Here is a 23234-nt window from a genome sequence, read left to right as displayed (position 1 = left end):
GAGCAGTGCTCTCTAAATGGATCGGCGATCCGTTTTTTGGGCAGTGCTCCGTTCGCGTGGCAGACTGATCCGCATGAACACCGTGCGAGGGGCCAGGGAGCGGGCCCGCATCGAGGTCACCGCCGCCATCAAGGACGAGGCGCGCCGCATGCTCGCCGCCGAGGGTGCGTCCAAGCTCTCCCTGCGCGCCGTCGCCCGCGAGCTGGGCATGGTCTCCTCCGCCCTCTACCGATACTTCCCCAGTCGGGACGAACTGCTCACCGCTCTCATCATCGACGCGTACGACAGCGTCGGCGCGGCCGCCGAGGAGGCCGACGCCCGCGCCCGCGCCGCCGGGGCCCCGCCGCGCGCCCGCTGGATCGCGGTCTGCGAGGCCGTGCGCTCCTGGGCGCTGGAGCACCCGCACGAGTACGCCCTCATCTACGGTTCTCCGGTTCCCGGCTACGTCGCCCCCGTCGACACCGTGGGCCCGGCCTCCCGTGTCGGGAACGCCTTCATCGGCATCCTCCGCGCCGCCCACGCAGGTCGCGGCCTCGCCCTCCCGCCGCTGCCGCCCGCCCTGCGCCCCGAGGCCGACCGGATGACCGCCGACTTCGCCGAGGGCCTGCCCCCGGCGGTCACCACCGCCCTGGTCGCCGCCTGGGCGCAGTTGGTCGGGCTGGTCTCCTTCGAGCTGTTCGGCCAGTTCAATCGGGTCGTCGAGGACCGCGCCGCCTTCTTCGCGCACGCCGCCGACCAGCTGGCGCACGGGGTCGGACTGCCCGCCGTATGACGCGCAGGTGCGGGCGCGAATCCTCGCGGAGATCAGGAAGATTCACATGATGAGGCGATGGCTCGCTCTTCTGTTCCTCATACGAATGCGGGCGGTTCAGCCTTGAACGAGTGGCCGCCCGTCTAGTGTTCCTGAGGTCGCCCCCCAGCCGCCGCCGGAGGAAACGTTCATGCCTCGCGCCGTGAAGGCCTTGTACGCCGCCCTGGTCACCGCCTTATTGGCCGCGTCGGCGCCGGCGATCATCGCCGCGGCACGCGACGCGCCCCCGGCGGCCGCCCCGGCGCCCACCCCGCCGTCGAGCCCCCGGCCGCCGGGCGTGCGGGGCCTGGAGATCGGCGTCCCCGCGTACGTCTGGGCGAACGACTCCATGCTGACCGACCTCACCGCCACCGCTCCGGCCGCCTCGGTGGTCGTACTGAACCCGGGCAACGGCGATTCCCCGTTCGACGGCCGCTGGCGGGCCCGCGCCGACGCGTTGCGCGACCGCACCACCTCCACCGGCGAGAAGACCCGGGTGCTCGGCTACGTCCACACCGACCACGGGAACCGCGACATCGCTGCCGCCAAGGCCTCCGTCGACAACTACCTCAAGACCCCCGACCGCCGCCTCCACGTCGACGGCATCTTCTTCGACGTCGTCAGCCGCGACTGCGGCCCCGCCAACGCCACCCGCGACTATTACGCGGAGCTGCGCCGCTACGTCCAGGAGGTCATGGGCGCCGTCGACCCGGCCGCCCCCGACCTCGTCGTCAACAACCCCGGCACCGCCATTGCCGACTGCTACCTGGAGCCGGAGCGTCGTACCGCGGACGTCTTCGTCACCTTCGAGGACACCTACGCCGCGTACACCGGCAGCGGCTGGCTCGGCGGCAACGTCTTCGACCACGACTCCGGCTACCGCGCCGGCACCGAACTCGACCCGAGCGGTACGGCCTTCTGGCACCTGGTCCACGACGTCCCCGACGCGGAGGCGATGCGCGCCACCCTCCGTACGGCGTTCGACCGCGGCGCGGGCTACGCGTACGCGACCGACACGGTCATGCCCAACCCCTGGAACGCGGGCCCGACATGGAAGTACCGCACACAGACCACCTACGCGGCCACCCTCGGCTGAGGCCCCGTCCGCCCGTGCCGCTTCTGCCGCCCACCGGGCCGGGCAGGCTGAGCCGGGGAAGCCGGGGAGGAAATGCCTGGTCCGGCGGCTTCAGGACCGGCATCATCACGGTCATGAGCAAGGACATCTGGGGTTTCATCGAGTGTCACCGTGACTTCCGGGACAGCGAAGCGGACTCGTTCTGGCACGCCGTCATCGATCTGGACCACCTGAACGTGCAGCGGAACTACGACGCCTTCGGCTGCCTGTTCGGCGTGTGCGACGACGAGCAGTTCGTCCCGGTGGCTCCTGTCCGCGGACTGCCCGTCGACGCGTCGAACCGGGCCCGCGAGGGACGCGAGACGATCGGTGGACGAAGCGCGAGCTGGGTCACCTGGGCCGAACTCAAGCGGGTCGACTGGGACGAGGAGTCCGCCCGCACGGACTGTCGCATCCGGGAGTACCGCCTCGATGCGGACCACGGCTGGCAGTTCCTCGAGCGGCACTACTCGCCCCCTCCCCGGTTCGTCGAGCTCTGCGGGCAGCCTCTCCGCATCGCGGGACGGCCCGCCGAGCACTTCCCCGAAGGTTCCCAGTGGGTCGACGAGGACCGGATGTTCCGTGTCGAACGGCTCAGGCGCCGCGATGCCGTGACCGACGACCAGTGGGGCCCCATCTGGAGCGTCATGCGCACCCTCGCCGGCCTCCACGGGGACGACGGCGTCAGGCTCGTCGTCTGGTTCGACGACTGACCTCGCGGGTCAGCGGTAGTCGTCGGGGTGGCCCTGCATCCAGGTGTTGATCGTGTCGCGCGTGCTGATCAGCAGCGCCTTGTGCTTCTCCAGGTTCGGTGTGCTCCGGTCGCCGCCGAGTTCCGCGTCGAGCTTCGCGATCCGGGCGATCGGCTCGGGGAAGTGGCCGGGGCCCTTGGGGTCGGCCTTCATCGCCCGGTCCAGCCTGTGGAGTTCGTCGACGAGCCGGCCCAGGAAGTACGCGCAGTTGCCCGGCGTGCAGGAGTCGTCGAGCGTCGCCTGGAGGCCGGCGAAGGCGTCCCGGACGAGTTCGGGCCGGGTGGGGAGAGCCGTCTGCGCAGAGGTCGGCGAGGACGCCGACGGGGCCGCGTCAGACGCGCCCGGAGCGCCCGCGTCCGCGCCCCCGTCCGGCGATGCCGTGGACGCGGACGACGTGCGTGGCGCGGCCGGCTCCGCGTCGCAGGAAACCGCGAACCCCGCCAGCGCCACCGCGAGAACCGCGGCGCCGCGCACTGTGGAACCGAACAGCATGAACTACCCCCGTGGCCGTTGTGGGTCCGACCCTACCGGTCGACTCCGGCGTGCCAACGACCAGGTCAGCCCCCGTCGTTCTCCGGGCGGCGGGCGAAGCCGAGCAGTACGTGGGTGACCCGGAGCAGGAACACCACCAACGCCAGGAGCCCGCCCGCCACGGCCAGGATCCGGCGCGTCGAGGGGGAGAGCGAGAAGGCGAACGCGGGCCCGTACACAGCGCCGAAGGCGAGGGCGGCCGCGAAGCAGGCGCTGACCAAGGCGTAGCCGATCTCGATGGTGATCGCGTCCCGGTCCGCCTGCGTACGTCGCTCCATACGTGCAGTGTCACAGCGAGTACTGCCCGTCACAAGACCCCCTCCCGCGCCGCGCCGAACGGCACCGGCCCTCTGCATCCGGCCCTTCGCATCCAGCTCTGTGCCCACCCCTGCGTTCAGATTCCGGCCGTGTCCGTCCACAGCCGGGCCAGCGTCAGGTCGCCCGCCACCCCCGGGCCCGCCAGCGGAAGCCGGTTCCACAGGGCCCCGTACAGCCAGGCCGCCTCGCCGGTCAGTTCGCAGTCGGCCGCCTCGCCGGTGTCGCCCAGCACAGTACGGGCCGGCGCCGCCGACAGGTGCACGGTCCACACCGCGCCCGTGTCGGCGGCCCGCACCCGCACCGTCTTCGGCTCGGGGGTCCGCACCCGGCTGCGCGGCCGGGCGTGGAAGCCGGTCAGCAGCTCGTCCACGCCGTCCTCCGCGAACTCCGGCTCCACCGCCGAGAACACCACGCCGAGAGCGGCCTCCGCGTCCATCCGGTGCACGGTCGTCTCATGGGCCTGCCGCCGGGCCCAGAACGCCACCGGCGAGGGCGGGGCCGTCGGGAGGAAGGTCCAGCACTGCACATCGGCCGGGGCCTCGGTCAGCGTGCGCACCAGATCCGCGTGGCCCTCCCGGAACCACGCCAGCAGCTCGCCGTCGGCCAGCTCCGGTGCGTCCGGGAAGCCCACCGGCTCCAGCCGCCGCTCCGCGACGTACGCGGTGGCCCAGCGGTGCACCGCGCCGGTGTGCCGCAGCAGGTCCGTGACGCGCCAGCCCGGACACGTGGGGACCGCGGCGTCCGTACCGGCGCGTCCGGCCACGTCGGCGAGCAGTTCTCCCTCGCGCGCGAGGACCTTCAGGTGTTCGGTGATCTCCATACCGTGAGTCTTATCAGCCCGCCCGCGACAATGGAGAGCATGGACGGGGAACTGTTCCCGCGTGAGCGGGCCGTGATCGCCCCCGGCGCCGTGCACGTGCCCGACTGGCTCGGCGCCGGACGGCAGGCCGAGTTGCTGGCGGCCTGCCGTGCGTGGGCCCGGCCGCCCGCCGGCCTGCGCACCGTACGAACCCCGGGCGGCGGGGTGATGACCGCCCGCCAGGTGTGTCTCGGGCTGCACTGGTACCCGTACGGATACGCCCGCACCGCGGTCGACGGGGACGGGGCGCCGGTCAAGCCCATGCCGCCGTGGCTCGCGGGCCTCGGGCGGGAGGCGGTGACCGCCGCCTACGGCAGCCGGCCGGAGCCCGGACCCGGGGCGGCCTACGACATCGCGCTGATCAACTTCTACGACGGCGACTCCCGCATGGGCATGCACCGCGACGCCGAGGAGCGGTCCACCGCGCCGGTGGTCTCGCTCAGCCTCGGCGACACCTGCGTCTTCCGCTTCGGGAACACCGTCTCGCGCGGGCGCCCGTACCAGGACGTCGAGCTGCGCAGCGGAGACCTCTTCGTCTTCGGGGAGGCGAGCCGGTCGGCCTACCACGGCGTGCCGAAGGTCCTGCCGGGCACGGGCCCGCGGGAGCTCGGGCTCACCGGACGGCTGAACATCACACTCCGGGTCGGCGGGCTGGGCTGAACGGCGGCGCCCGGCACCCTCCGATCATGCGAGGATCGATGCCATGAACGGCAACGGGGCCCCGCCGCGGGTGGGGGATGTGACCACGGTGTCCACGTCCACGCGGACCAGACTGGAACGGGGCCGCGGGGCGCTCGGGCCGGCGCTGGAGCTCGTCCACACCGGCCGCGCCCCCACTCGCGCCGTCCTGACGGCCGAGCTCGGGGTCACCCGCGCCACCGCCGGAGCGGTCGCCGCCGAGCTGGAGGCCCTCGGGCTGATCCGGGTCGACTCCCGCCCCGCAGGATCCGGCGGCGGCGGCGGAGGCACCGGCGGCGCCCAGGGCCGCCCCTCGCACCGGCTCTCGGTGGCCGAGAACGGCCCGGTGGCACTGGCCGCCCAGGTCCACTCGGACGGCTTCCGCGCGGCCCTGGTCGGCCTCGGCGGCCGCATCGTGGCCACCGCCCCCGGGAAGGTCACCGTGTCCGCCGACCCGGCGCAGGTGCTCGGCGCGGTCGTGGAGGCGGGCGCGGCGCTGCTCGCCGAGAGCGGCCGGCGCTGCGTCGGCGCGGGGCTCGCGGTGCCCTCGGCGGTCGCCGAGCCGGACGGTACGGCGCTGAACCCGCTGCACCTGGCCTGGCCCGCCGGCTCTCCCGTACGGGCCATCTTCGCGGAGTGCGTGAAGGCGGCCGGGATCGACGGCCCGGCCCTGACCGGCAACGACGTCAACCTCGCGGCCCTGGCGGAGCACCGGCACGGCGCCGGTCGCAGCGCGCAGCACCTGCTCTGCGTCGCCACCGGGCACCGCGGGGTCGGCGGTGCGCTGGTGCTGGACGGCCGCCTGCACAGCGGGAGTTCGGGCCTGGCCCTGGAGGTCGGCCACCTCACCGTGAACCCCGAGGGCCGGGCCTGCCACTGCGGCAGCCGCGGCTGCCTGGACGTGGAGGCGGACCCGCTGGCCTTCCTCACCGCGGCGGGCCGCAGCCCCGGCCCTGAGGTCTCACTCCTCCAGCAGGCCCGCGACCTGCTGCGCGACGAGCCCGCGGAACCGGCGGTACGGGCGGCCACAGAGGAGCTGATCGACCGGCTCGGCCTCGGCCTCGCGGGCCTGGTGAACATCCTCAACCCGGACCGGATCATCCTGGGCGGGCTGCACCGGGAGCTGCTGTACGCCGACCCGGAGCGGCTGCGCGCGGTGGTCGCGGACCGCAGCCTGTGGGGGCGCAGCGGCGGGGTGCCGATCCTGCCGTGCACCCTGGACCACAACAGCCTGGTCGGCGCGGCGGAACTGGCGTGGCAGCCGGTGCTCGACGACCCACTGGGAGCCCTGGCCTAGGTCCTGTCGTCGAAGGAGCGCCGGTTGCGCCGCGGGCCAGGCGGGACTTCGACGACAGGGCCCAGGCTCCGGGCTGCCCCGTGTCCAGCCCACCGGTCCGGCTCGCGGGGCCCGGGCCGACGGCCTCGCATCGGCCCGGGCCCCGTGTGCCGGCGGTCGGTCACCCGGGCCGGGCGCCGACCGGCGATGCCACCGGCAGGCCTTTCGCGACGGCCCCCGGATCAACGGCCAGGAGCACCGCACGCGCGGGTTCTCGTACGGGCGTGGCCCTGATCGGGACCGGCCGGGCGGGCGCCGCCCGGTGCGGGGCCGCCGTCAGCGAGAACCAGACCGCCTTGCCCGGTCCGTCCGGCCGCTGCCGTGCCCCCCAGGCCTCGCTGAGCGCCGCCACCAGGGCGAGACCGCGACCGCAGGTGTCCAGCGCCTCCGCCCGCGTCTCGCGGAGGACCGGCAGCCGCGGATCGCTGTCGATGACCGAGACCGTGAGCCGCCCGAGCCGGAGTTCGATCTCCACGATGCAGGTCTTGTCCGGCTGCGCGTGGCGGTGGACGTTGCTGAGGAGTTCCGTCACGCCGAGCGCAGCCCGGTCTATGAGCGGGTCGAGCTCCCAGTGGCGCAGTTGTGCAGAAACGATTCTGCGGATTTGGCCGATCCGCGACGGCAAGGCCTGCAGTTCGACGACGCAGTGCCTGCGGGAATGAGTGATCACGGCTGCGACTCCCCGACATGAGTGTTACGGGTGCTGCACCCTCGGTAATGCTCCACCAGGGTCACCCACGGTGCCGCACAGTGCAACCGAACGCGATCGAAAGGGATGTGCATGGATACCCAAAGCGAACGTTTGTGCAGGTGAGAGAGGTACATTGCGAAGAAGGGGGCGAAGTTCACCCACGAAGGAGCGCGGCACATGAGCACGACCGGCACCACCAGAACCACCGGTACCACCGGTACGACTGCCACGACCATCGATGTCGATCGCAGCGACGCGGACTACCGGGCCTGGCTGAAGGAGGCCGTCCGCAAGGTCCAGGCCGACGCCAACCGCTCCGCCGACACCCACCTGCTGCGCTTCCCGCTCCCCGAGGCGTGGGGCATCGACCTCTACCTCAAGGACGAGTCCACGCACCCGACGGGCTCCCTCAAGCACCGCCTCGCGCGCTCGCTCTTCCTGTACGCGCTCTGCAACGGCTGGATCCGCCCCGGCCGCCCGGTGATCGAGGCCTCGTCCGGCTCCACCGCGGTGTCCGAGGCGTACTTCGCCAAGCTGATCGGCGTCCCCTTCATCGCCGTCATGCCGCGCACGACCAGCCCGGAGAAGTGCCGCCTCATCGAATTCCACGGCGGCGAATGCCACTTCGTGGACGACTCGATGAAGATGTACGAGGAGTCCGCCGAGCTCGCCGCCCGGACGGGCGGGCACTACATGGACCAGTTCACGTACGCGGAGCGCGCCACCGACTGGCGCGGCAACAACAACATCGCCGAGTCGATGTACCAGCAACTGCGCCTGGAGCGCTACCCCGAGCCCGCCTGGATCGTGGCGACCGCCGGCACCGGCGGCACCTCGGCGACCATCGCGCGCTACGTGCACTACATGCAGCACGACACCCGCATCTGCGTCCCGGACCCGGAGAACTCCTGTTTCTTCGACGGCTGGACCAACGACGACCCGGACGCGAGCAGCGACTGCGGCTCGCGCATCGAGGGCATCGGCCGCCCGCGGATGGAGCCGAGCTTCGTGCCCGGTGCCATCGACCGGATGATGAAGGTCCCGGACGCGGCGAGCATCGCCGCCTGCCGCGCACTGGAGACGGCCATAGGGCGCAAGGCGGGCGGCTCGACCGGCACCGGCGTGTGGAGCGCTCTGAAGATCATCTCGGAGATGGTGGCGGAGGGCCGCACGGGCAGTGTCGTCACCCTGCTCTGCGACCCGGGCGACCGCTACCTGGACAAGTACTACTCGGACGAGTGGCTGGCGGCGCAGCGGCTCGACATCGCCCCGTACGCGAAGACCCTCGACACCATGCTGACGACCGGGGTCTGGCGCGAGCCCACCGCCTGACGCCGCAGCCGTGCGGCGGGCTCGAACACGACGGCGTCGGCGTGGCGCCGCTGTGACCGGCCCGTGACGAAAGCGCCCTGGTGGCAAGGGGGTTGGCTGGCTACGCTCGGCGGATTCGGATTCGGATTCGGATCACGGGCGGCCGGGGGGAAGCCATGGCGGGCATCGAGTACAACAGACCCGAGCGGGACGCGCGCACACGGGCCCGGACCGGAGAGGGGGACCGGCCCAGGGCCGAGTCCCGGACGGAGCCTCGGGCCGAGTCCCGTGCCGAGTCCCCGGGATCCCGGTTGGAGTGTCCGAGCTGCCACCGCTCCGACGAGGTCCGCGCCGTCCCCGCCGTCTGCCTCGGCGGGCAGCGCCGGTTCCAGGAGGAGACCGGCGAGGGCGACCGGCGCATCGACGTCCGCGAGGTCGTCCCGCGACTGGCCGACGCACTGGCCCTGACCCCGCCGCCGCCCGTGACCGCGGGGCGGACCGCGCTGGGAGTGCCGCTCATCCTGGTGTCGATCGGCACGTTCATCGGCGGTGCGCTGGGCGGGAAGTGGTTCGCGGACGCGCCCGGTGCCGAGCTCCTGTTCCTGGGCTGGATCTCCGCGTTCGCGCTGCTGGGGGCGGCCCTGCTGATCGGCACGTCCACGCGGACCCAGCGGGCCTTCCGGGCGCGGATCGCGGCCGGCCGGGCCGCCGCCGAGGACGTCTGGTCCCGGGGCTGGTGCTGCGCCCGCTGCGCGGTGGTGCACTTCGGCGCCGGGCCGGCCCTGACGCTGCAGGAGTTCCGCAGGGCCGTCTGGGGTGCGGGGGGCTACGGGGAACTGGCCGAGGTGCACCGCGTGTACGGCACGACGGCCGCCCCCGGCTACTGATCCGCCGCACGCCGGGCGGTGAGCCGCCGGTCCAGGGTGCGGACGGCCGTACGGAAGGAGTGGCCCAGCCCCGGGCGGGCGGCGGCCAGGCCGAGCCGGAACGGGGTCGGGCCGTCCGCGGCGAAGGTCCAGCGGACGTGCGTGCCGGCCCCGGCCGGTGTCAGGCGCCACTCCTCCAACAGGGCGCTCACACCGGGGGCGTTGGTGGTGTCGACCCGGTAGGCGTAACGCTGCTCGGGATCCGCGGCCATGATGGTCTCCTGGAAGCGCACCCCGCCCATCAGCTTGATCTCGCGGCCCGCGCCCCCGTGCGTGGGGCGGGCCAGGACCACCGCCCTGAACCAGCCGGGCCAGCCCTCGACCTCCTCGGCGAGCGCCCGGTACACGTCCTCGGGCGGGGCCGCGGTGTCGGTGGCGAAGACCAGCCGAACCGGTGCGTCGTCGATGAAGTCCAGCCCCACCGGGCGGAGTCGGCGAGCCATGGCGGTACCCCCTGGGTGAGGATCTGATCGAGTGTGCGCGCCACCATAGCCCCGCGCCCCCGAGAAGTCCGTAGTGATCTCCCTCCGATCTCCTCCGATCTCCCCTCGATCTCTCCCCGATCTCCGTCGATTCCCGCGCGGGGCCTGGGCTGAGGCCCCGTCACGCGGGATGCTGGAACCACCCGTTCCCGCGCCCGCGAGCGGAGGCCGATGTGCCCGACCGCCCCCCGTCCGACACCCCCCTCGCCCTCGAACTCCTGGTCCACGGAGTCGCCGGAGCCGCCCCCGGCGAGCTGCTCGGCGACCCGCGCACCGTCCGTGTCACCGGCGACTCCACCGCGGCCGTGTTCCGCCGCACCGAGGACGCCGACGCCGAAGCCCACCCCGAGCGGTATGCAGGGCGGCCCGTCCCCGAGGCCTACTGCTGGTCCCGGCTCACCTCCGGCAACGGCGCCCGCGCCCTGTGGCTGCTGCTCCTGCCCTTCATGGTGGCCAACCTCGCCCACTGGGCCCGGCCGGCCACATCCGCCGCCGACCCCGCGCCGCGCGCCGTGCGCGCGTACGGGGTCCTCGTACGGGTCCTCGCGCTCAGCCTGACCGTGCTGCTGATCGCCGCCGCCTGCGAGGTCGCGCTCGACCTCCTCGCCTGGCAGTGCGCGGGCTCCGCCACCTGCACCGGCTCCCGCTCCTGGCTCGGGTTCCTCGCGCCCGGAGGCGGCTGGTGGGCGCAGCCCGGGCGACGCCTCGCCCTGGGGGCTCTGGTCCCGGCCGCGTTGACCGGGCTGCTCTGGTACCTCTCGAACCGCACGTGGAGCGCCTACGAGTCCCAGCCCCCGCCCACCGGAGCCGCCGATCCGGACACCGCCTCGGACACGGCGCCCGCGCTCGGCCGCCCCGGATTCTGGTACGGCCGCCGGCTCGTGGCCCGGCTGCGCGCCGCGCACACCGCCGCCGGGCTGCTCACCGTGGCGGTGGCCGTCTCCGTACCGACGGCCCGCCACGACCGCCGGGCCGGCGCGCCCGTCCTCGAAGCCCTCGGGACGGCCACGCAGGTCCTCCTCGCCGCCGGGGCCGTCACCGTGGCCTGGGTCGTCTGCCGGCGCGGCCGCACCGAGGCCCGCCCCGACCACCGGCTCGACCGGGCCGCGGTGAACTGGCTGCCCGGCTCCGCACTCGCCCTGTTCGCCGCCGTTCTGCTGCACGCCTGCTGGTCGCGCCCCGGCTGGACCTCCACCGGACGGCTGCCCGGAGACCTGGCCTTCGGCGTGCTCATGCTGGGCCAGGGGCTCTGCGTGCTCGCGCTCGCCGCCGTCGCCCGGTACCTGCACCGCCGGGCCCCCGACCCGGCGGCCGCCCTGCACGGCCTCGGCGGGCCCGCCGTCGCCATGCTCGGCTGCGCGCTCGGCGGGGTGATGTCCGGCGGGGTCGCCCAGCGCGTCGCCGACTGGCTGGACGGGGGAGCCACCCCCGGGATGCCCGGTGCCCCGCTGCCCGGGCCGCCCGTCCTGCTGTCCTGGCAGGCCGCCGTGCTGCCCCCGCTGCTCCTCGTACTGGCGCTGCTCGCCGGCTGGTTCGCGGTGCGCGGAGCCCGGGCGCGGGGCCGGCTCGCCGCCGCCGTGGCCGCCGAATACCCGGGCGAGCCTCCGGACCGGGCCCGCAGCCGCCGGATCGCCGGGGCGCGGACCGCGGCCGCGCTCACCGACTCCGCGCCCTGGTTCGTGGCGGCCGTCTCCGGGATCACCCTGCTCCTCGGCGCGGGCGCGCTCGCCGGAGCCTGGCTCAGCGGAAAGGTCCCGGGCGAGGCCGCCCGCGGGACCGCCCCGCCGCTGGAAGCCGCCGCCCGCGCCGCGCAGGACACCGGCTCCTGGCTCATCGGTCTCGGCATCGCCGCCTTCATCACCTGGGGCCGCCGGGCCTACCGGGACCCCGCCGCCCGCCGGACCATAGGGATCCTCTGGGACGTCGGCACCTTCTGGCCACGCGCCGCCCACCCCTTCGCGCCGCCCTGCTACGCCGAGCGGGCCGTCCCCGACCTCACCTGGCGGATGGCCGGCTGGACCGCCCGCACCGGCGGCCGCCTCGTCATCTCCGGCCACTCGCAGGGCAGCGTGCTCGCCGCGGCGGCCGTCTGGCAACTGCCGCCGCCCGCCCGCCGCCGGATCGCCCTGCTCACCTACGGATCCCCGCTCGGCCGCCTCTACGGCCGCTGGTTCCCCGCCTACTTCGGCTCCGGGCCGCTGACCGCCCTGCACCGGGAGGTCGACTGCTGGCGCAACCTCTGGCGGGCCACCGACCCCATCGGAGGCCCGGTCCTGCCCGCCGCCGGGAAGGCCGTGGACCGCGGGCCGCTCGCCGACCCGATCGCCTACGGGCGCAGCGCCCGCCACCCGCTGCCCGCCCCGATCCTGGGGCACGGCGACTACCAGGCCGATCCGGCCTTCGCCGCCGAACGCGACGCCCTGCTCGCCCGGCTGGACGCGGACGCACGGCCCCGTGGGCCCCGCCCGGCGGTGGCCGGGGGAGTGCCGGGTCAGCGACCCGTCGTCAGCACGGGGCAGGCAGAGCCGGCAGCACCGGCAGATCCGCCGGGAACAGCAGGGTGAGCTCGTCCGTGCTGGGCTCCGAGAGCTGGGCCACCCGCCCCGCGTGCCGTTCCACCATCGACTCGAAGGTCTGGCGGGCGGTGCGGCCATTGCCGAAGGCAGGGCCCTTGGGCAGCTCCGTGAAGTACGTCAGCAACGCCTGCGACGTACCCTCCCCGAGCCGGTACTCGTGCTCCTCCGCCTGCTGCTCCACGATCCGCAGCAGTTCCCCGGGCCCGTAGTCGCCGAAGGTGATGGTCCGGGAGAAGCGCGAGGCCACTCCCGGATTCACCGTCAGGAAGCGCTCCATCTCCGCCGTGTACCCGGCGACGATGACGACCACCGCGTCCCGGTGGTCCTCCATCAGCTTCACCAGCGTGTCGATCGCCTCGCGCCCGAAGTCCCGGCCCGAGTCCTCCGGCGCCAGCGCGTACGCCTCGTCGATGAACAGCACCCCGCCGCGGGCCCGGTCGAAGGCCTCCTGCGTGCGGATCGCGGTGGAGCCGATGTGCTCGCCGACCAGGTCCACCCGTGACACCTCCACCAGGTGCCCGCGCTCCAGCACCCCGAGCGAGGCGAGGATCTCTCCGTACAGCCGGGCCACGGTGGTCTTGCCCGTGCCGGGGGAGCCGGTGAAGACCAGGTGCCGGCGTACCGAGGCCGCCTTGAGACCCGCCTGCTGCCGCCGCCGGCCCACCTCGATCATGTCGGTGAGGGCCCGGACCTCGCGCTTGACGCTGTCCAGGCCGACCAGTGCGTCGAGCTGCCCCAGCATCTCGCCGGAATCCCGCGCGGCGGCGGCCCGGTCGGTGTCCGTCTCGTCCGCGGGGTGCGGTACGGACGGTGGTGCGGGTGCCTGCGCCGCCCGCACCGCGGGGCTCTGCGCCCCGGTGACCGTACGGATGCCCGCCTGCGCGCCGACGGCCGCGGCGCCGCCCGGGGCGGCGGACCGGTCCGGGCGCCGTGCGGCGGACTCGTCGCTGCTGCACTCCTGCGCGGTCGGCCCGTCCTCCGGGAACTCGTAACCCCCACGGGCGCAGCGCTCGGTGTGGCAACGCGTCAGCGTGGTGCGGCAGCCGTCCATGACGTGGAAGCCGAAGCCGGCACTGCCCGTCACCCCGCAGGCGGTGAAGGTGCCGCGGCCGCCCGCCGACACGTAGAAACCCGCCTCGGCCGGGGAGGTGACCGTGCACCGCTCCAGTGTGGGGTCGGCGCCCTTGGTGACGATCACACCGGTCTGCACGGCATCGATGGTGCAGCCGGCGAGCGTGCCGCCACTGCCGTGGTCGCGGAACCAGGCCCCGGTGGCCGCCTCGCGGATGCGGCAGTCGTCGAGCTGCGCGGTGGCTCCGTCGCTCACCGAGACGGCGGTGTTGCGCACCTGGGACAGATCGCTGTCGACCACGTCGACGCGCGACCCGCGGTCCAGTACGAACAGGGCGTCCGGTACGTCGTGCACGCGGCAGGAGTCGAGGGAGACGGTGGCCCCGTCACTGATCCACACCGCCGGATAGTCACCCGTACTGTCGTGGATCTCGCAGGACTCGGCGTCCACCCGCGTCCCCGGGTCCCACACCGACAGCCCGTTGCGGCCGAAGCGGCGCACCGTGGTGCGGCTGAGGGTGAGCACCGAACGGGACCGCAGATCGACCGCGTTCTCCGGGATGTCGTGGATGTCGCAGCCGGCCAGGGTGAGGACCGCGTCGGTGTCGAGCGTGACCCCGTCGGCCGAGGTGCGGTGCACCGAGCAGTCGGTGAGCCGGGCCGTGGCGCGCGCGGCGATCTGCACTCCGGCGCCCTTGACCTCGTACACCTCGCAGCCCAGCGCCTCCAGCCCGGAACCCTCCCCGGTGACCCCGATGCCCGCGCCCGTTGCGTGATGGATCCGGCAGCGCTCCAGCCGGGGCCGGCCACCGCCGCGCACCGAGACGCCGTTCTGCCCGGCGGCCACGACCTCGCACTCCTCGAACACCCCGCCGCCGCCGTCCAGTACGGCGATGCCGACGCCGGCCGGATTCTCCACCGTGCACCGCCGCACCAGGGGACGGGCCCCGGCGCCGCGCACCTCGATCCCGGCGGCGGAGTGGGTACTGACCCGAAGGTCGGTGAGCTCGGGGGAGCCGTCCTCCACCAGCAGCGCGGGCGCCGCCCGGTCCTGGCCCTCCAGGTACAGGTCCTGGATCACGGCCGAGGCGCGCACGGTCAGCGCCACCCCGTCGAGCGGTGCGATGCGCACCGACCCCGCCGCTCCCTCGGGGCCGCGCAGGGTGACGGCATGGTGCAGCACCAGGTTCTCGCGGTAGGTGCCGGGGGCGATGGACAGCACGTCACCGTCGCCCGCGACGGCGAGCGCGGCGGTCAGCGTCGGATACTCACCGGAGCGGCGCCGCCACCGCGAAGATCCGCCGTGCGTCACCTGGACCGTGCCCTGAACCATGGTGCTGTCGTGCCCCCACCCTCGTACTCGCGCTGCCGATACGACCGCAGCCACTGAAGTCTGAAGTCACCGTAGTCCCCGAAGTCACTGGAGCGACCGATCCGGCCGCTCCACCGTAGCGCGCGCGGAGCCGATGAGCTGCCAGGTCAGCTGCCCGCCCCCGCTCGTCCCCAGTCCGGTCCGGCGGCCGCCCAGGCCCGGTCCAGCCGTATGTACCGCCGATGCATGAGCCGCCGTACGACCAGCCGCCGGACCGTCTCCACCAGCGTGGCCACGCAGACCGCGGCGGCCAGTCCCGCCATCCCGGCGTGGAACACCGCCGCGGACGGGTCGAGCGGCTGACCCACCAGCCGGCCGTGCGCATCGGTCCAGACTCGGAACCGGTCGCCGGCGCGCGGCGGTTCCTCCGCGGCCGGCACCGTGCCCTGATGGCTGCTGCCGTCCGGCGCGGTCCACGCGGCCACGATCTCCGTTCGGTGCGGGGCCGTCCGCTGCGCCGAAGCGTCGGCGGACGCGTCCGGCTCCGGGGCCGGACGGACCACCACCGCGGGAACGAGGTGACGCTCCTGCCGCTGCTCGTGAGCGGCCTGCTGCAGCGTACCGTCCACCTGCAGGCCCGCGACCCAGCCGATGGCCGGAGCCACCACCAGAACGCACACCAGCGCGGCGAACGCCACCCACGCCTCGAAGAGATCGGTCGGCCGGCGCAGCGGATTGCTCCGCCAACGCCACACACCCATTGCTGTCCGCACGGTCCGGCTCCCCCAACTTGTGCCAGTCTCCGCATGCCTGCGCCTCTGTCCTGACTGATCCAACGGCCTGGTCGTGCCTGTTGGTTCCAGCCGGGGCTACGAGCCCCTCGAAGGTGTCAATCCGGTCGGCCGGTCGCCGGTCCGCGACCACCCGCCCGCACGTCCGGCCCGCTCCGCAGGCCGCAGGACGACACCGGGCGCGTCATGCGAGGACGCGCACTTCGTCGCCGACGCGCACCGTCCCCAGCCGCACCGGCACCAGGAGCCGCCCGAACGCGAGCGACCGGCCGATCCGCCGGTGCCGGGCGAGGGTCTTGAGCGGTTCCTTGCCGCGCTCCGCCGTCCCCTGGTCGGTGGTGGTGATGACGCACCGGCCGCATTCCCGCACACCGCGGAAGACGGCGTCGCCGATCGCGATGCGGAGCCAGCCGTCCTCCGCCCACGCCTCGCCCCCGGAAACCACCACATTGGGGCGGAAACGGTTCATCGGCAGCGGACCCTCCTCGGGATGGTCCCCCTGCGCGATCAGCGAGTTGAGCGCGTCCAGCGAGGCGAGCGTGGCGATCAGCAGCGGATAGCCGTCGGCCAGGCTCACCATCTCGCCCGGCAGGGCGTAATCCGGATCCACGGCACGGCGTACGGCCGGATCATCCATGTGCACCAGCCGTACCGGCACCCCGAGGTACGCGCTGAACCAGTCGGCCGCGGCTGTCGCCGCGACCACGGTCTCGACCTTCTTCCCGAACAGTACGACCGGCTCCAGCGGACCCGGCTCGGGTGCCTCCACGAACAGCTCCGCCATGCCCGGCGCCGTCACGGCGATCGCGCCGCCGCCCTCCGGACGGGCCGTGGCCAGGGCGAGGCGCGGATGGCGGCGTTGGGTGACGACCGTGCCCTCGGCATCGATCAGCGCCCATCGCCGGTCCCCGGACAGACCCCAGGGCTCCACGGCCACCTCGTCGGGAGCGGTCCCCGCTACGGATTTGACGGGATGGACGTGGAGCGCCTGCACGTGCAAGTTCGACATGGGGGCATCCTGCCAGCCCCTCCGCCGCCCCGCGTATCAGAGCCCCGTCAGTAGCCGCGTCCCTGGTAGGGGCGGCCGTACGGGTCCTCGTACGAAGCGGCCGGTACCGGTGCGGGCACCTGCATCGGACGCGGCGCGGCCGGGCGCATGGCCTCGTAGCCGCTGGTCATGGCAGCCGGACGGGGCTGCTGAGGCTGGGGCTGCGGAACGTACCCGCCGCGGGCGGCCATCGGCTGCTGCTGCGGGATGTACGGCGCCGGCGCCTGCTGCAGCGGCATCGGTTGCGGGGCCGACTGCTGCTGGTACGGGTATCCGTACCCCGAGCTCTGCTGCTGCGGCTGGGCCGGGGGCAGCGCGGGCATCGACGAGGCGAGAGCCGGGAGGTATCCGCCGCTCGAGTATCCGGCACTCGGGGACTCGTAGGCGGCCGGGACGCGGATCGGGGCGATCTGCGGGGTGCCGCGTTCGGCGACGAGGGAGTCGTAGATGGGGGTGTCCGGGAAGGAGGGCGCGGAGTAGTAACCGCCGCCATAAGTGGAGCGGGGGGAGGTCATGGGACCTAAGTTAAGCCCACGACTTCACCGGGTCCATAGCGAGGTGTCGTCAACACCGCCCTGACCTGCATATTCGCAGGTCAGAGCCACACCTTTCACTTCGCGTTCACGTGCACGATTCACCACTTCCGTCCCACCTTGTTCCTACTCGTACTCTCCGGTTGGCTGTTGCACCGACTTCGTACTGACGCAGCGTCACAACGCGGTGACCTCGGATGACGGTGCTTCAGGCAGTGGTTCGTCGTTTCAGGCGTCACTGGGACGGGCGTAGGTACGGCCCTTCCAGGCGGCCCCGCGGCCCCGGTAGTGCTGAACCGCCGAGTCGACGGTCATCAGGAGGTACAGCAGCGCCGTGAACGGAAGCAGCGGAGCGAGCGCGGGGGACTGGCGGTAGTACCGGAGCATCGGCAGGTAGGTGCCCGCCATCAGCAGCCACGCCGAACCGCCCGCCCACGCGATGGCCGGATGCCCGGTCGCGAGACCCGCCGACAGGGCCGCCGGGGGGACGAGGTAGACCAGCACGAGCCCGGCGACCGTGCCGGCCAGCAGCAGGGGCCGGTGGCGCAGTTGGGCGTAGGCGCTGCGGGAGACCATCCGCCACAGGTCCGCGAGCGCGGGGTACGGGCGCACGCTGTCCACCCGGTCCGCCAGTCCCAGCCAGATCCGGCCGCCGGAGTTGTGCACCGCGCGGGCGAGCGAGACGTCGTCGATGACCGCCTGGCGGATGGAGTCGGGAACGCCGGCCCGCACGGCGGCCCCGGTGCGCAGCAGCACGCAGCCGCCGGCGGCGGCCGCGGTCCGGGCGGAGGGCCGGTTGATCCGGCGGAAGGGATAGAGCTGGGCGAAGAAGTAGACGAAGGCCGGTACGACGAGCCGCTCCCACGTGCCGGCCACCCGCAGGCGGGCCATGAGGGAGACCAGATCGAGCTCCGCGGAGGTCGCGGCGGCGACCAATTCGCGCAGACTGTCTGGTTCGTGCGCGATGTCGGCATCGGTGAGCAGGAGGAAGTCGGGCTCCGTCGCGTGCGCGGTGCGGGCGATCCCGATGCCGTGCCGGAGCGCCCAGAGCTTGCCGGTCCAGCCGGGCGCGGGGTCGCCGGGGGAGACGACGGTGAGCGGGAGCCCCGGGTGCTCGCGGGCGAGCGCACGGGCGAGTTCGCCCGTGCCGTCCGTGCTGCCGTCGTCGACGAGGATGACCTCGGCCTCGCCGGGATAGTCCTGCGCGATCAGGGAGGGCAGGCTCCGGGGCAGCACCTCGGCCTCGTCCCTGGCCGGGACGACGATCGCGACGGACGGCCAGTGGGCGGGGGCCGTGCGCGGCGGAAGGCGGACGTCGGTCCGCCAGAACATGCCCTGGGCGAAGGTGAGCCAGAGCCAGGCGGCGAGGGAGGCGTAGGCCGCGCAGGCGGCGGTGATGAGGCCCATGGCGGCAGTGTGCCGGGCCCCGGCGGACGTGTCGCGCATCCACGCACCCCGGGTGCGGCGGGCCTCCCGGCCCGGGTGTGACGGGTGTTCCCGGCCCCGGGGCGGTGGGTGTCCGGTGCGGGGTGCGGGGTGCGGTGGTCCCGGGGTCCCGGTGCCGCTGGGGCGCGCGGGCCCGGCGCCGCGCGTCCTCCGACGCCGGGGTGGTGGGTGTCCGGTGCGGGGTGCGGGGTGCGGGGTGCGGGGTGCGGTGGTCCCGGGGTCCCGGTGCCGCCGGGGGCGTACGGGCCCCGGTGCCGTGCGTCTCCCGGCCGGGTGTGGGGCCGTAGGGGACCGATGCCGCAGGTCTCCCGGCCCGGGCGTGGGCCCCGTACCGGCCCAGGTGCGGCGGGTCTCCCGCGCGGGTGTGCGGCTTCCCGGTCCGGGGTCGGACCGCCCTCCGGTTCCGGCGCGGTGGCTCCGGTTGCCTGCGGGTGTTGTCGAGGAGGAGCTCCGGCCGGGCGGGTGTCGACTAAGGTGGCCGGGTGAAGATCGCGCTCATGGACTCCGGAATCGGCCTCCTCGCGGCGGCCGCGGCGGTGCGGCGGCTGCGGCCGGACGCCGATCTGGTCGTGTCCTCCGACCCCGACGGCATGCCGTGGGGCCCGCGGACCCCCGCCGACCTCACCCGGCGGGCCCTCGCCGTCGCCCGGGCCGCCGCCGCGCACCGCCCGGACGCGCTGATCGTCGCCTGCAACACCGCGACCGTGCACGCCCTGGACGCCGTACGGGCGGAGCTGGAGCCTGCCGTCCCGGTCATCGGGACCGTACCTGCGATCAAGCCCGCGGCCGCCGCCGGCGGCCGGCTGGCCATCTGGGCCACTCCCGCCACCACCGGCAGCCCCTACCAGCGCGGGCTGATCCGCGACTTCGCCACCGGCGCCAGAGTCACCGAAGTGCCCTGCCCCGGACTCGCCGATGCGGTGGAGGCGGCCGACGACGCCGCCGTGGCGGCCGCCGTCGCCGCGGCCGCCGCGCTGACCCCGGTCGACGTCACCGACGTGGTGCTGGGCTGCACCCACTACGAGCTGGTGGAGAGCGCCATCCGCGCCGCCCTCGCCGCGCGAACCCGGGGGGCGGAGCTCGTCTACCACGGTTCCGCCGAGCCCGTCGCTGTCCAGGCCCTGCGCCGCCTGGGTCTGCGCCCCGAGCCGGGCCTGCCCCGCACGGGCGGACTGACCGTCCTGCGCAGCGGGCGCGAGGGAACGCTGCCCGCCGCCGCGCTCGCGTACGCCGAGGGCCGGCTGCTCGCGGGCCGGGGCGCGCCCGTCGGCTGACCGACGGCCGGCTGATCCCGGCGGTCTCGGCCGCCCCCGACCGACCTCCACCTCTGACGAGACGGATCGTCTTGCATGTGATCCGGACCCGGTCTATGCTCGGGCGTGTAACGAGACGGGACGGTCCGTCTCGTATTATTGAAGGGAATCGCCCTTGCGTGCTCCACTCGCCACCACCCGGATCGTCCTGTCCGAGGTCACCAAGAGCTACGACACCCGCGTCGTCCTGGACCGCGTCAGCTGTACGGTCCGGCCCGGCGAGCGGGTCGGCGTCGTCGGCGACAACGGTTCCGGCAAGTCCACCCTGCTCAGGCTCCTCGCCGGACAGGAGCGTCCTGACCACGGCGAGGTCACCGTCACCGCCCCGGGCGGTCTCGGGCACCTCGCGCAGACCCTCGAACTCCCGCCGGCCGCCCGCGTCGGCGAGGCGATCGACCTCGCCCTCGCGGACCTGCGCGTCCTGGAGCACCGGATCCGCGCCGCCGAGTCACTCCTCCACCGGGCCGGCCCCGAGGAGCTCCTCGCCTACGGGGACCTCCTGGCCGCCTACGAGTCGCGCGGCGGACGCGATGCCGAACGGCGCGTCAGGACCACCCTGCGCCGACTGGGCGAACGCGCCGAGCTCGACCCGGACCGCCGGCTCGGCACCTTGTCCGGCGGTCAGCGCTCCCGGCTCGCGCTCGCCGCGGTCCTCGCCGCCGAACCGGAACTGCTGCTGCTCGACGAACCCACCAACGACCTCGATGACGAGGCCGTCGCCTGGCTGGAGGCGCATCTGCTCGCCCATCGCGGCACCGTCGTCGCCGTCACCCACGACCGGATCTTCCTCGACCGCGTCACGACCGCCGTCCTCGAAGTGGACCAGGACCGCCGGACGGTACGCCGCTACGGCAACGGGTACGCGGGGTACCTCACGGCCCGCGCCGCCGAACGGGCCCGCCGGGAGCGCGAGTACGAGCAGTGGCGCGAGGACGTCCGCGATGCCGAGCGGCTCGCCGACACCAACATCGGCCGGTTCGCCGCGATCCCGCGCAAGCTGCCGCGCGGCTTCAGCGGTGCGGGTGCCTTCCGCGCCCGCTCCCGGACCCACGGCGCCGCGAGCCGCATCCGCACCGCACGCGAACGGCTGCACCGGCTGACCGAGAACCCGGTGCCGCCGCCGCCGCGACCGCTCGTCTTCACCGGCCGGTTCAGCAAGGGCTCGGCGGGGGCGGTGGAGATCGAGGGCGCGGCCCTGCCGGGCCGTCTCGCACCCGTCTCGCTCACGCTCACGCCGGGCGAGCGGCTCCTGGTGACCGGACCCAACGGCTCCGGGAAGTCGACGCTGTTGCACATGCTCGCGGGTGAACTGGAGCCCGCGCGGGGCGGCGTACGGACGCCTCCGCGCGTGGGGCTGCTGCGGCAGGACGATCCCTGGGAGGGCGAACCGCGGTCCTTCGTCGCGGTGTTCGGCGAGGAGCACGCCGACCGGGTGGCCGGGTACGGTCTGCTCGCGCCGGACGATCTGGCCCGCCCGGTGGGCCTCCTCTCGGCCGGCCAGCGCCGCAAGCTGGAGCTGGCCAGGCTGGTGGCGCGGCCGCTCGACCTGCTGCTGCTGGACGAGCCGACGAACCACCTGGCCCCGGCCGTGGTGGAGGAACTGGAGGCCGCCCTCGCCCACTTCGGCGGCATCCTGGTCCTGGTCACCCACGACCGGCGGCTGCGCGCGGCCTTCCGGGGGAGGTGCCTGGACCTTCAGCGGGAGCCGGCCGCCGCGAGCCGCTGAGCCAGCGTGCACAGGTCGTCCGCGTCCAGGATCCGGTCCCCGAACCCGGGCAGCGGCACGTGCAGCGACGCGGTCCAGTGCCCGGGGACCGCGGCCCGTCCGTACCGGGCGCCGGCCAGGATCCCCGTCACCGCGGCCACCGTGTCGGTGTCCCCGCCCAGGTCCACGGCGGCCCGTACGGCCTGCGCGAAGCCGGTGGTGGTCCGCAGCGCCCACATCGCCGAGCCCAGGCAGGGCCACACCGCCCCGTTGAACTCGGTGGCCAGCCCCGGATGCCAGTCGGGGGCGAGCACGCGGCCGTAGCGCTCGCGGTGGTCCGGGTGCACCGCGGCGAGGGTCGCGGGGAGGGCGGCCAGCGGGTCGGCTCCCTCCAGGGTGACGCGGACGAGCTCGTGCAGGATCGCGGTGCCCTCCCAGGCGGCCCGGTCGCCGTGCGTGAGCGCCGCGATCCGCCGGGCGGCGTCCATGGTCCCCCGCTGCCCGGCGGGGGCGAAATAGACCGCCGAGGTGGCCGCCCGCATCAGGGAACCGTTGCCGGCGGCCCGTGCGTTGATCTGGAAGTGCAGGGCCGCGGCGGAGTCCCAGGGCTCGCCGTTGGTGAGTACGTCCTCGGTCTGCAGCCCGATGTCCTTGGGGTGCCCGGCCGCCCACCGCTGGAACCGGCCGAAGACGTCCGCGAGTTCGAGGCCGCCGCACTCCAGCAGGGATTCCCCGACCAGGACGGCCATCTGCGTGTCGTCCGTCGCCTCGCCGGGGTCCCAGCCGCCGCCCCCGGCCATCTCCGCTCCGCGGGCGGTCAGTTCCCCCGCCGCCCCGAACTCGTAGGGTGCGCCCAGCGCGTCGCCCGCCGCCGAGCCGAGGACGGCTCCCACCTCCCGGTCCGACCGGCTGAGCGCGGGCGTCACGGGCGTCACGGGCGTCACGGGGTCTCCTCCTCGCAAACGGCCGCCAGCAGTTCGCGCGCGAAGCGGTCCAGGTCGTCCAGGCCGGCCGCCGCCAGGGTGGCGGGTGCGCCGGTCAGCAGGTGGGTGATGGCGCCGTGCAGGGCGAGGGTCAGGGCGCGGGCCCGCTCCGGCCCGGCCTTCAGGCCGGCCGCGCGCAGCAGGTGCGCGTGCGCCGTGAAGTCCGCCGCGGCGACCGGGTCCAGCAGGGCGGCCAGCCACGGGCGCCGCGTCGCCTCGGCCTGGAGCTCCAGGACGGCCAGTACGCGGGGGCGTCCGGGTCCGGCCACGTTCCGGAGGAGGCCGGCGAGCAGCGCCGCGAGCTGTGCGGCGTCGGCGGGCCAGGGCCCGGGCCCGTCTCCGCGCCCCTGTCCGGGCCCGGTCCCCGGGCCGTGCCCGGGAACATTTTCGCGCCCGGGCCCGTCCCCGGGTTCCGCCAGGGCCGCGGCCAGCGCCCGGTACTGCTCCTCGCAGCGTTCGGCCGCGCCCCGCAGCAGGGCGTCGCGGGTCGGGAAGTAGTTCTTGGCGGTGCCGGTCGGCACGCCGGCGGCCGCGTCGACGGCCCGGTGCGTCAGCCCGCGCCCGCCCGCTTCCGCCAGTACGGCGATGGCCGCGTCCCGCAGCCGGTCCCTCCGGTCCTGATTCACGTTGCCAGCTTAACCACAGCCGTGGTACCACAAGTGTAGTAC

The 23234-nt window shown here is 74.3% G+C and carries 22 protein-coding genes; 10 read left to right on the top strand and 12 right to left on the bottom strand.

What is annotated here, in order from left to right:
- Positions 1–73: 73 nt before the first annotated feature.
- From OG753_RS07895 to OG753_RS07885, 3 genes are all read left to right on the top strand, one after another.
- On the top strand, positions 74–772 hold the full coding sequence (locus OG753_RS07895; RefSeq protein ID WP_405787820.1) for a TetR/AcrR family transcriptional regulator: 699 nt from the start codon (positions 74–76) through the stop codon (positions 770–772).
- A 169-nt stretch (positions 773–941) separates the two neighbouring features.
- Positions 942–1886: a spherulation-specific family 4 protein gene (locus tag OG753_RS07890; protein ID WP_327261081.1), complete on the top strand. Its 945-nt coding sequence runs from the start codon at positions 942–944 to the stop codon at positions 1884–1886.
- Between the two features lie 113 nt (positions 1887–1999).
- Positions 2000–2617, top strand: coding sequence for a hypothetical protein (locus OG753_RS07885; RefSeq protein ID WP_327261080.1), 618 nt, complete (start codon positions 2000–2002; stop codon positions 2615–2617).
- 9 nt (positions 2618–2626) lie between these two features.
- Here OG753_RS07885 and OG753_RS07880 read toward each other — a convergent pair whose 3' ends face one another.
- The 3 genes from OG753_RS07880 to OG753_RS07870 all read right to left on the bottom strand — a co-directional run bounded on the left by OG753_RS07880 (position 2627) and on the right by OG753_RS07870 (position 4325).
- Complete coding sequence (locus tag OG753_RS07880; RefSeq protein ID WP_327261079.1) at positions 2627–3148, bottom strand: hypothetical protein; 522 nt, start codon at positions 3146–3148, stop codon at positions 2627–2629.
- Positions 3149–3213: 65 nt separating this feature from the next.
- The gene (locus OG753_RS07875) at positions 3214–3465 is read right to left on the bottom strand and encodes a DUF6332 family protein (RefSeq protein WP_327261078.1); all 252 of its coding nucleotides are present in this window, start codon (positions 3463–3465) and stop codon (positions 3214–3216) included.
- 116 nt (positions 3466–3581) lie between these two features.
- Complete coding sequence (locus OG753_RS07870) at positions 3582–4325, bottom strand: maleylpyruvate isomerase family mycothiol-dependent enzyme (RefSeq protein WP_327261077.1); 744 nt, start codon at positions 4323–4325, stop codon at positions 3582–3584.
- A gap of 39 nt (positions 4326–4364) precedes the next feature.
- Between OG753_RS07870 and OG753_RS07865 the strand changes: the two genes are divergently transcribed.
- Positions 4365–5024, top strand: coding sequence for an alpha-ketoglutarate-dependent dioxygenase AlkB family protein (locus tag OG753_RS07865; RefSeq protein WP_383191746.1), 660 nt, complete (start codon positions 4365–4367; stop codon positions 5022–5024).
- A gap of 43 nt (positions 5025–5067) precedes the next feature.
- Positions 5068–6339 carry an ROK family protein gene (locus tag OG753_RS07860; protein WP_327261075.1) on the top strand — a complete coding sequence of 424 codons (1272 nt, stop codon included), beginning with the start codon at positions 5068–5070 and terminating at the stop codon, positions 6337–6339.
- Between the two features lie 160 nt (positions 6340–6499).
- Here OG753_RS07860 and OG753_RS07855 read toward each other — a convergent pair whose 3' ends face one another.
- Positions 6500–7048, bottom strand: a complete 549-nt coding sequence (locus OG753_RS07855) for an ATP-binding protein (RefSeq protein WP_327261074.1) — start codon at positions 7046–7048, stop codon at positions 6500–6502.
- 198 nt (positions 7049–7246) lie between these two features.
- Here OG753_RS07855 and OG753_RS07850 point away from each other — a divergent pair, with 198 nt between their 5' ends.
- Both OG753_RS07850 and OG753_RS07845 read left to right on the top strand, forming a co-directional pair.
- Positions 7247–8401 carry a PLP-dependent cysteine synthase family protein gene (locus OG753_RS07850; RefSeq protein ID WP_327261073.1) on the top strand — a complete coding sequence of 385 codons (1155 nt, stop codon included), beginning with the start codon at positions 7247–7249 and terminating at the stop codon, positions 8399–8401.
- Between the two features lie 290 nt (positions 8402–8691).
- Positions 8692–9267 carry a hypothetical protein gene (locus tag OG753_RS07845; RefSeq protein ID WP_327261072.1) on the top strand — a complete coding sequence of 192 codons (576 nt, stop codon included), beginning with the start codon at positions 8692–8694 and terminating at the stop codon, positions 9265–9267.
- Here the strand turns inward: OG753_RS07845 and OG753_RS07840 are convergent.
- Entirely contained in the window at positions 9261–9749 is a 489-nt protein-coding gene (locus tag OG753_RS07840; protein WP_405787819.1) for an SRPBCC family protein, read from the bottom strand. The genes OG753_RS07845 and OG753_RS07840 overlap by 7 nt on opposite strands.
- A gap of 212 nt (positions 9750–9961) precedes the next feature.
- Here OG753_RS07840 and OG753_RS07835 point away from each other — a divergent pair, with 212 nt between their 5' ends.
- On the top strand, positions 9962–12352 hold the full coding sequence (locus tag OG753_RS07835) for a hypothetical protein (protein ID WP_405787818.1): 2391 nt from the start codon (positions 9962–9964) through the stop codon (positions 12350–12352).
- Here OG753_RS07835 and OG753_RS07830 read toward each other — a convergent pair.
- The 5 genes from OG753_RS07830 to OG753_RS07810 all read right to left on the bottom strand — a co-directional run bounded on the left by OG753_RS07830 (position 12294) and on the right by OG753_RS07810 (position 18526).
- A complete protein-coding gene (locus tag OG753_RS07830; RefSeq protein ID WP_405787817.1) occupies positions 12294–14768 on the bottom strand; it encodes a right-handed parallel beta-helix repeat-containing protein in 2475 nt (824 codons plus the stop codon). The genes OG753_RS07835 and OG753_RS07830 overlap by 59 nt on opposite strands.
- A gap of 146 nt (positions 14769–14914) precedes the next feature.
- Positions 14915–15520 (bottom strand): hypothetical protein, encoded by a 606-nt coding sequence (locus OG753_RS07825; protein ID WP_327261068.1) that lies wholly within the window; start codon positions 15518–15520, stop codon positions 14915–14917.
- Between the two features lie 202 nt (positions 15521–15722).
- Entirely contained in the window at positions 15723–16547 is an 825-nt protein-coding gene (locus tag OG753_RS07820) for an MOSC domain-containing protein (RefSeq protein ID WP_405787816.1), read from the bottom strand.
- A 47-nt stretch (positions 16548–16594) separates the two neighbouring features.
- The gene (locus OG753_RS07815; protein ID WP_327261066.1) at positions 16595–17101 is read right to left on the bottom strand and encodes a DUF6643 family protein; all 507 of its coding nucleotides are present in this window, start codon (positions 17099–17101) and stop codon (positions 16595–16597) included.
- Between the two features lie 246 nt (positions 17102–17347).
- Positions 17348–18526 carry a glycosyltransferase gene (locus OG753_RS07810; protein ID WP_405792569.1) on the bottom strand — a complete coding sequence of 393 codons (1179 nt, stop codon included), beginning with the start codon at positions 18524–18526 and terminating at the stop codon, positions 17348–17350.
- Between the two features lie 521 nt (positions 18527–19047).
- Here OG753_RS07810 and OG753_RS07805 point away from each other — a divergent pair.
- Positions 19048–19839: an aspartate/glutamate racemase family protein gene (locus tag OG753_RS07805; protein ID WP_327261065.1), complete on the top strand. Its 792-nt coding sequence runs from the start codon at positions 19048–19050 to the stop codon at positions 19837–19839.
- Between the two features lie 154 nt (positions 19840–19993).
- The gene (locus OG753_RS07800) at positions 19994–21604 is read left to right on the top strand and encodes an ATP-binding cassette domain-containing protein (protein WP_405787815.1); all 1611 of its coding nucleotides are present in this window, start codon (positions 19994–19996) and stop codon (positions 21602–21604) included.
- On the opposite strand, the gene OG753_RS07795 is transcribed toward OG753_RS07800, so the two are convergent.
- Positions 21574–22527 (bottom strand): ADP-ribosylglycohydrolase family protein, encoded by a 954-nt coding sequence (locus OG753_RS07795; protein ID WP_405787814.1) that lies wholly within the window; start codon positions 22525–22527, stop codon positions 21574–21576. The two genes, OG753_RS07800 and OG753_RS07795, sit on opposite strands and share 31 nt — an antisense overlap.
- Positions 22524–23192 carry a TetR/AcrR family transcriptional regulator gene (locus tag OG753_RS07790; RefSeq protein WP_405787812.1) on the bottom strand — a complete coding sequence of 223 codons (669 nt, stop codon included), beginning with the start codon at positions 23190–23192 and terminating at the stop codon, positions 22524–22526. Before OG753_RS07790 ends, OG753_RS07795 begins: the two co-directional genes overlap by 4 nt.
- Positions 23193–23234 lie beyond the last annotated feature (42 nt).

This window comes from Streptomyces sp. NBC_00029 (assembly GCF_045160505.1).
Classification (GTDB): domain Bacteria; phylum Actinomycetota; class Actinomycetes; order Streptomycetales; family Streptomycetaceae; genus Streptomyces.
The sequence above is the reverse complement of the archived record's forward strand: the minus strand, read 5'-3'. Positions and strand labels throughout refer to the sequence as shown.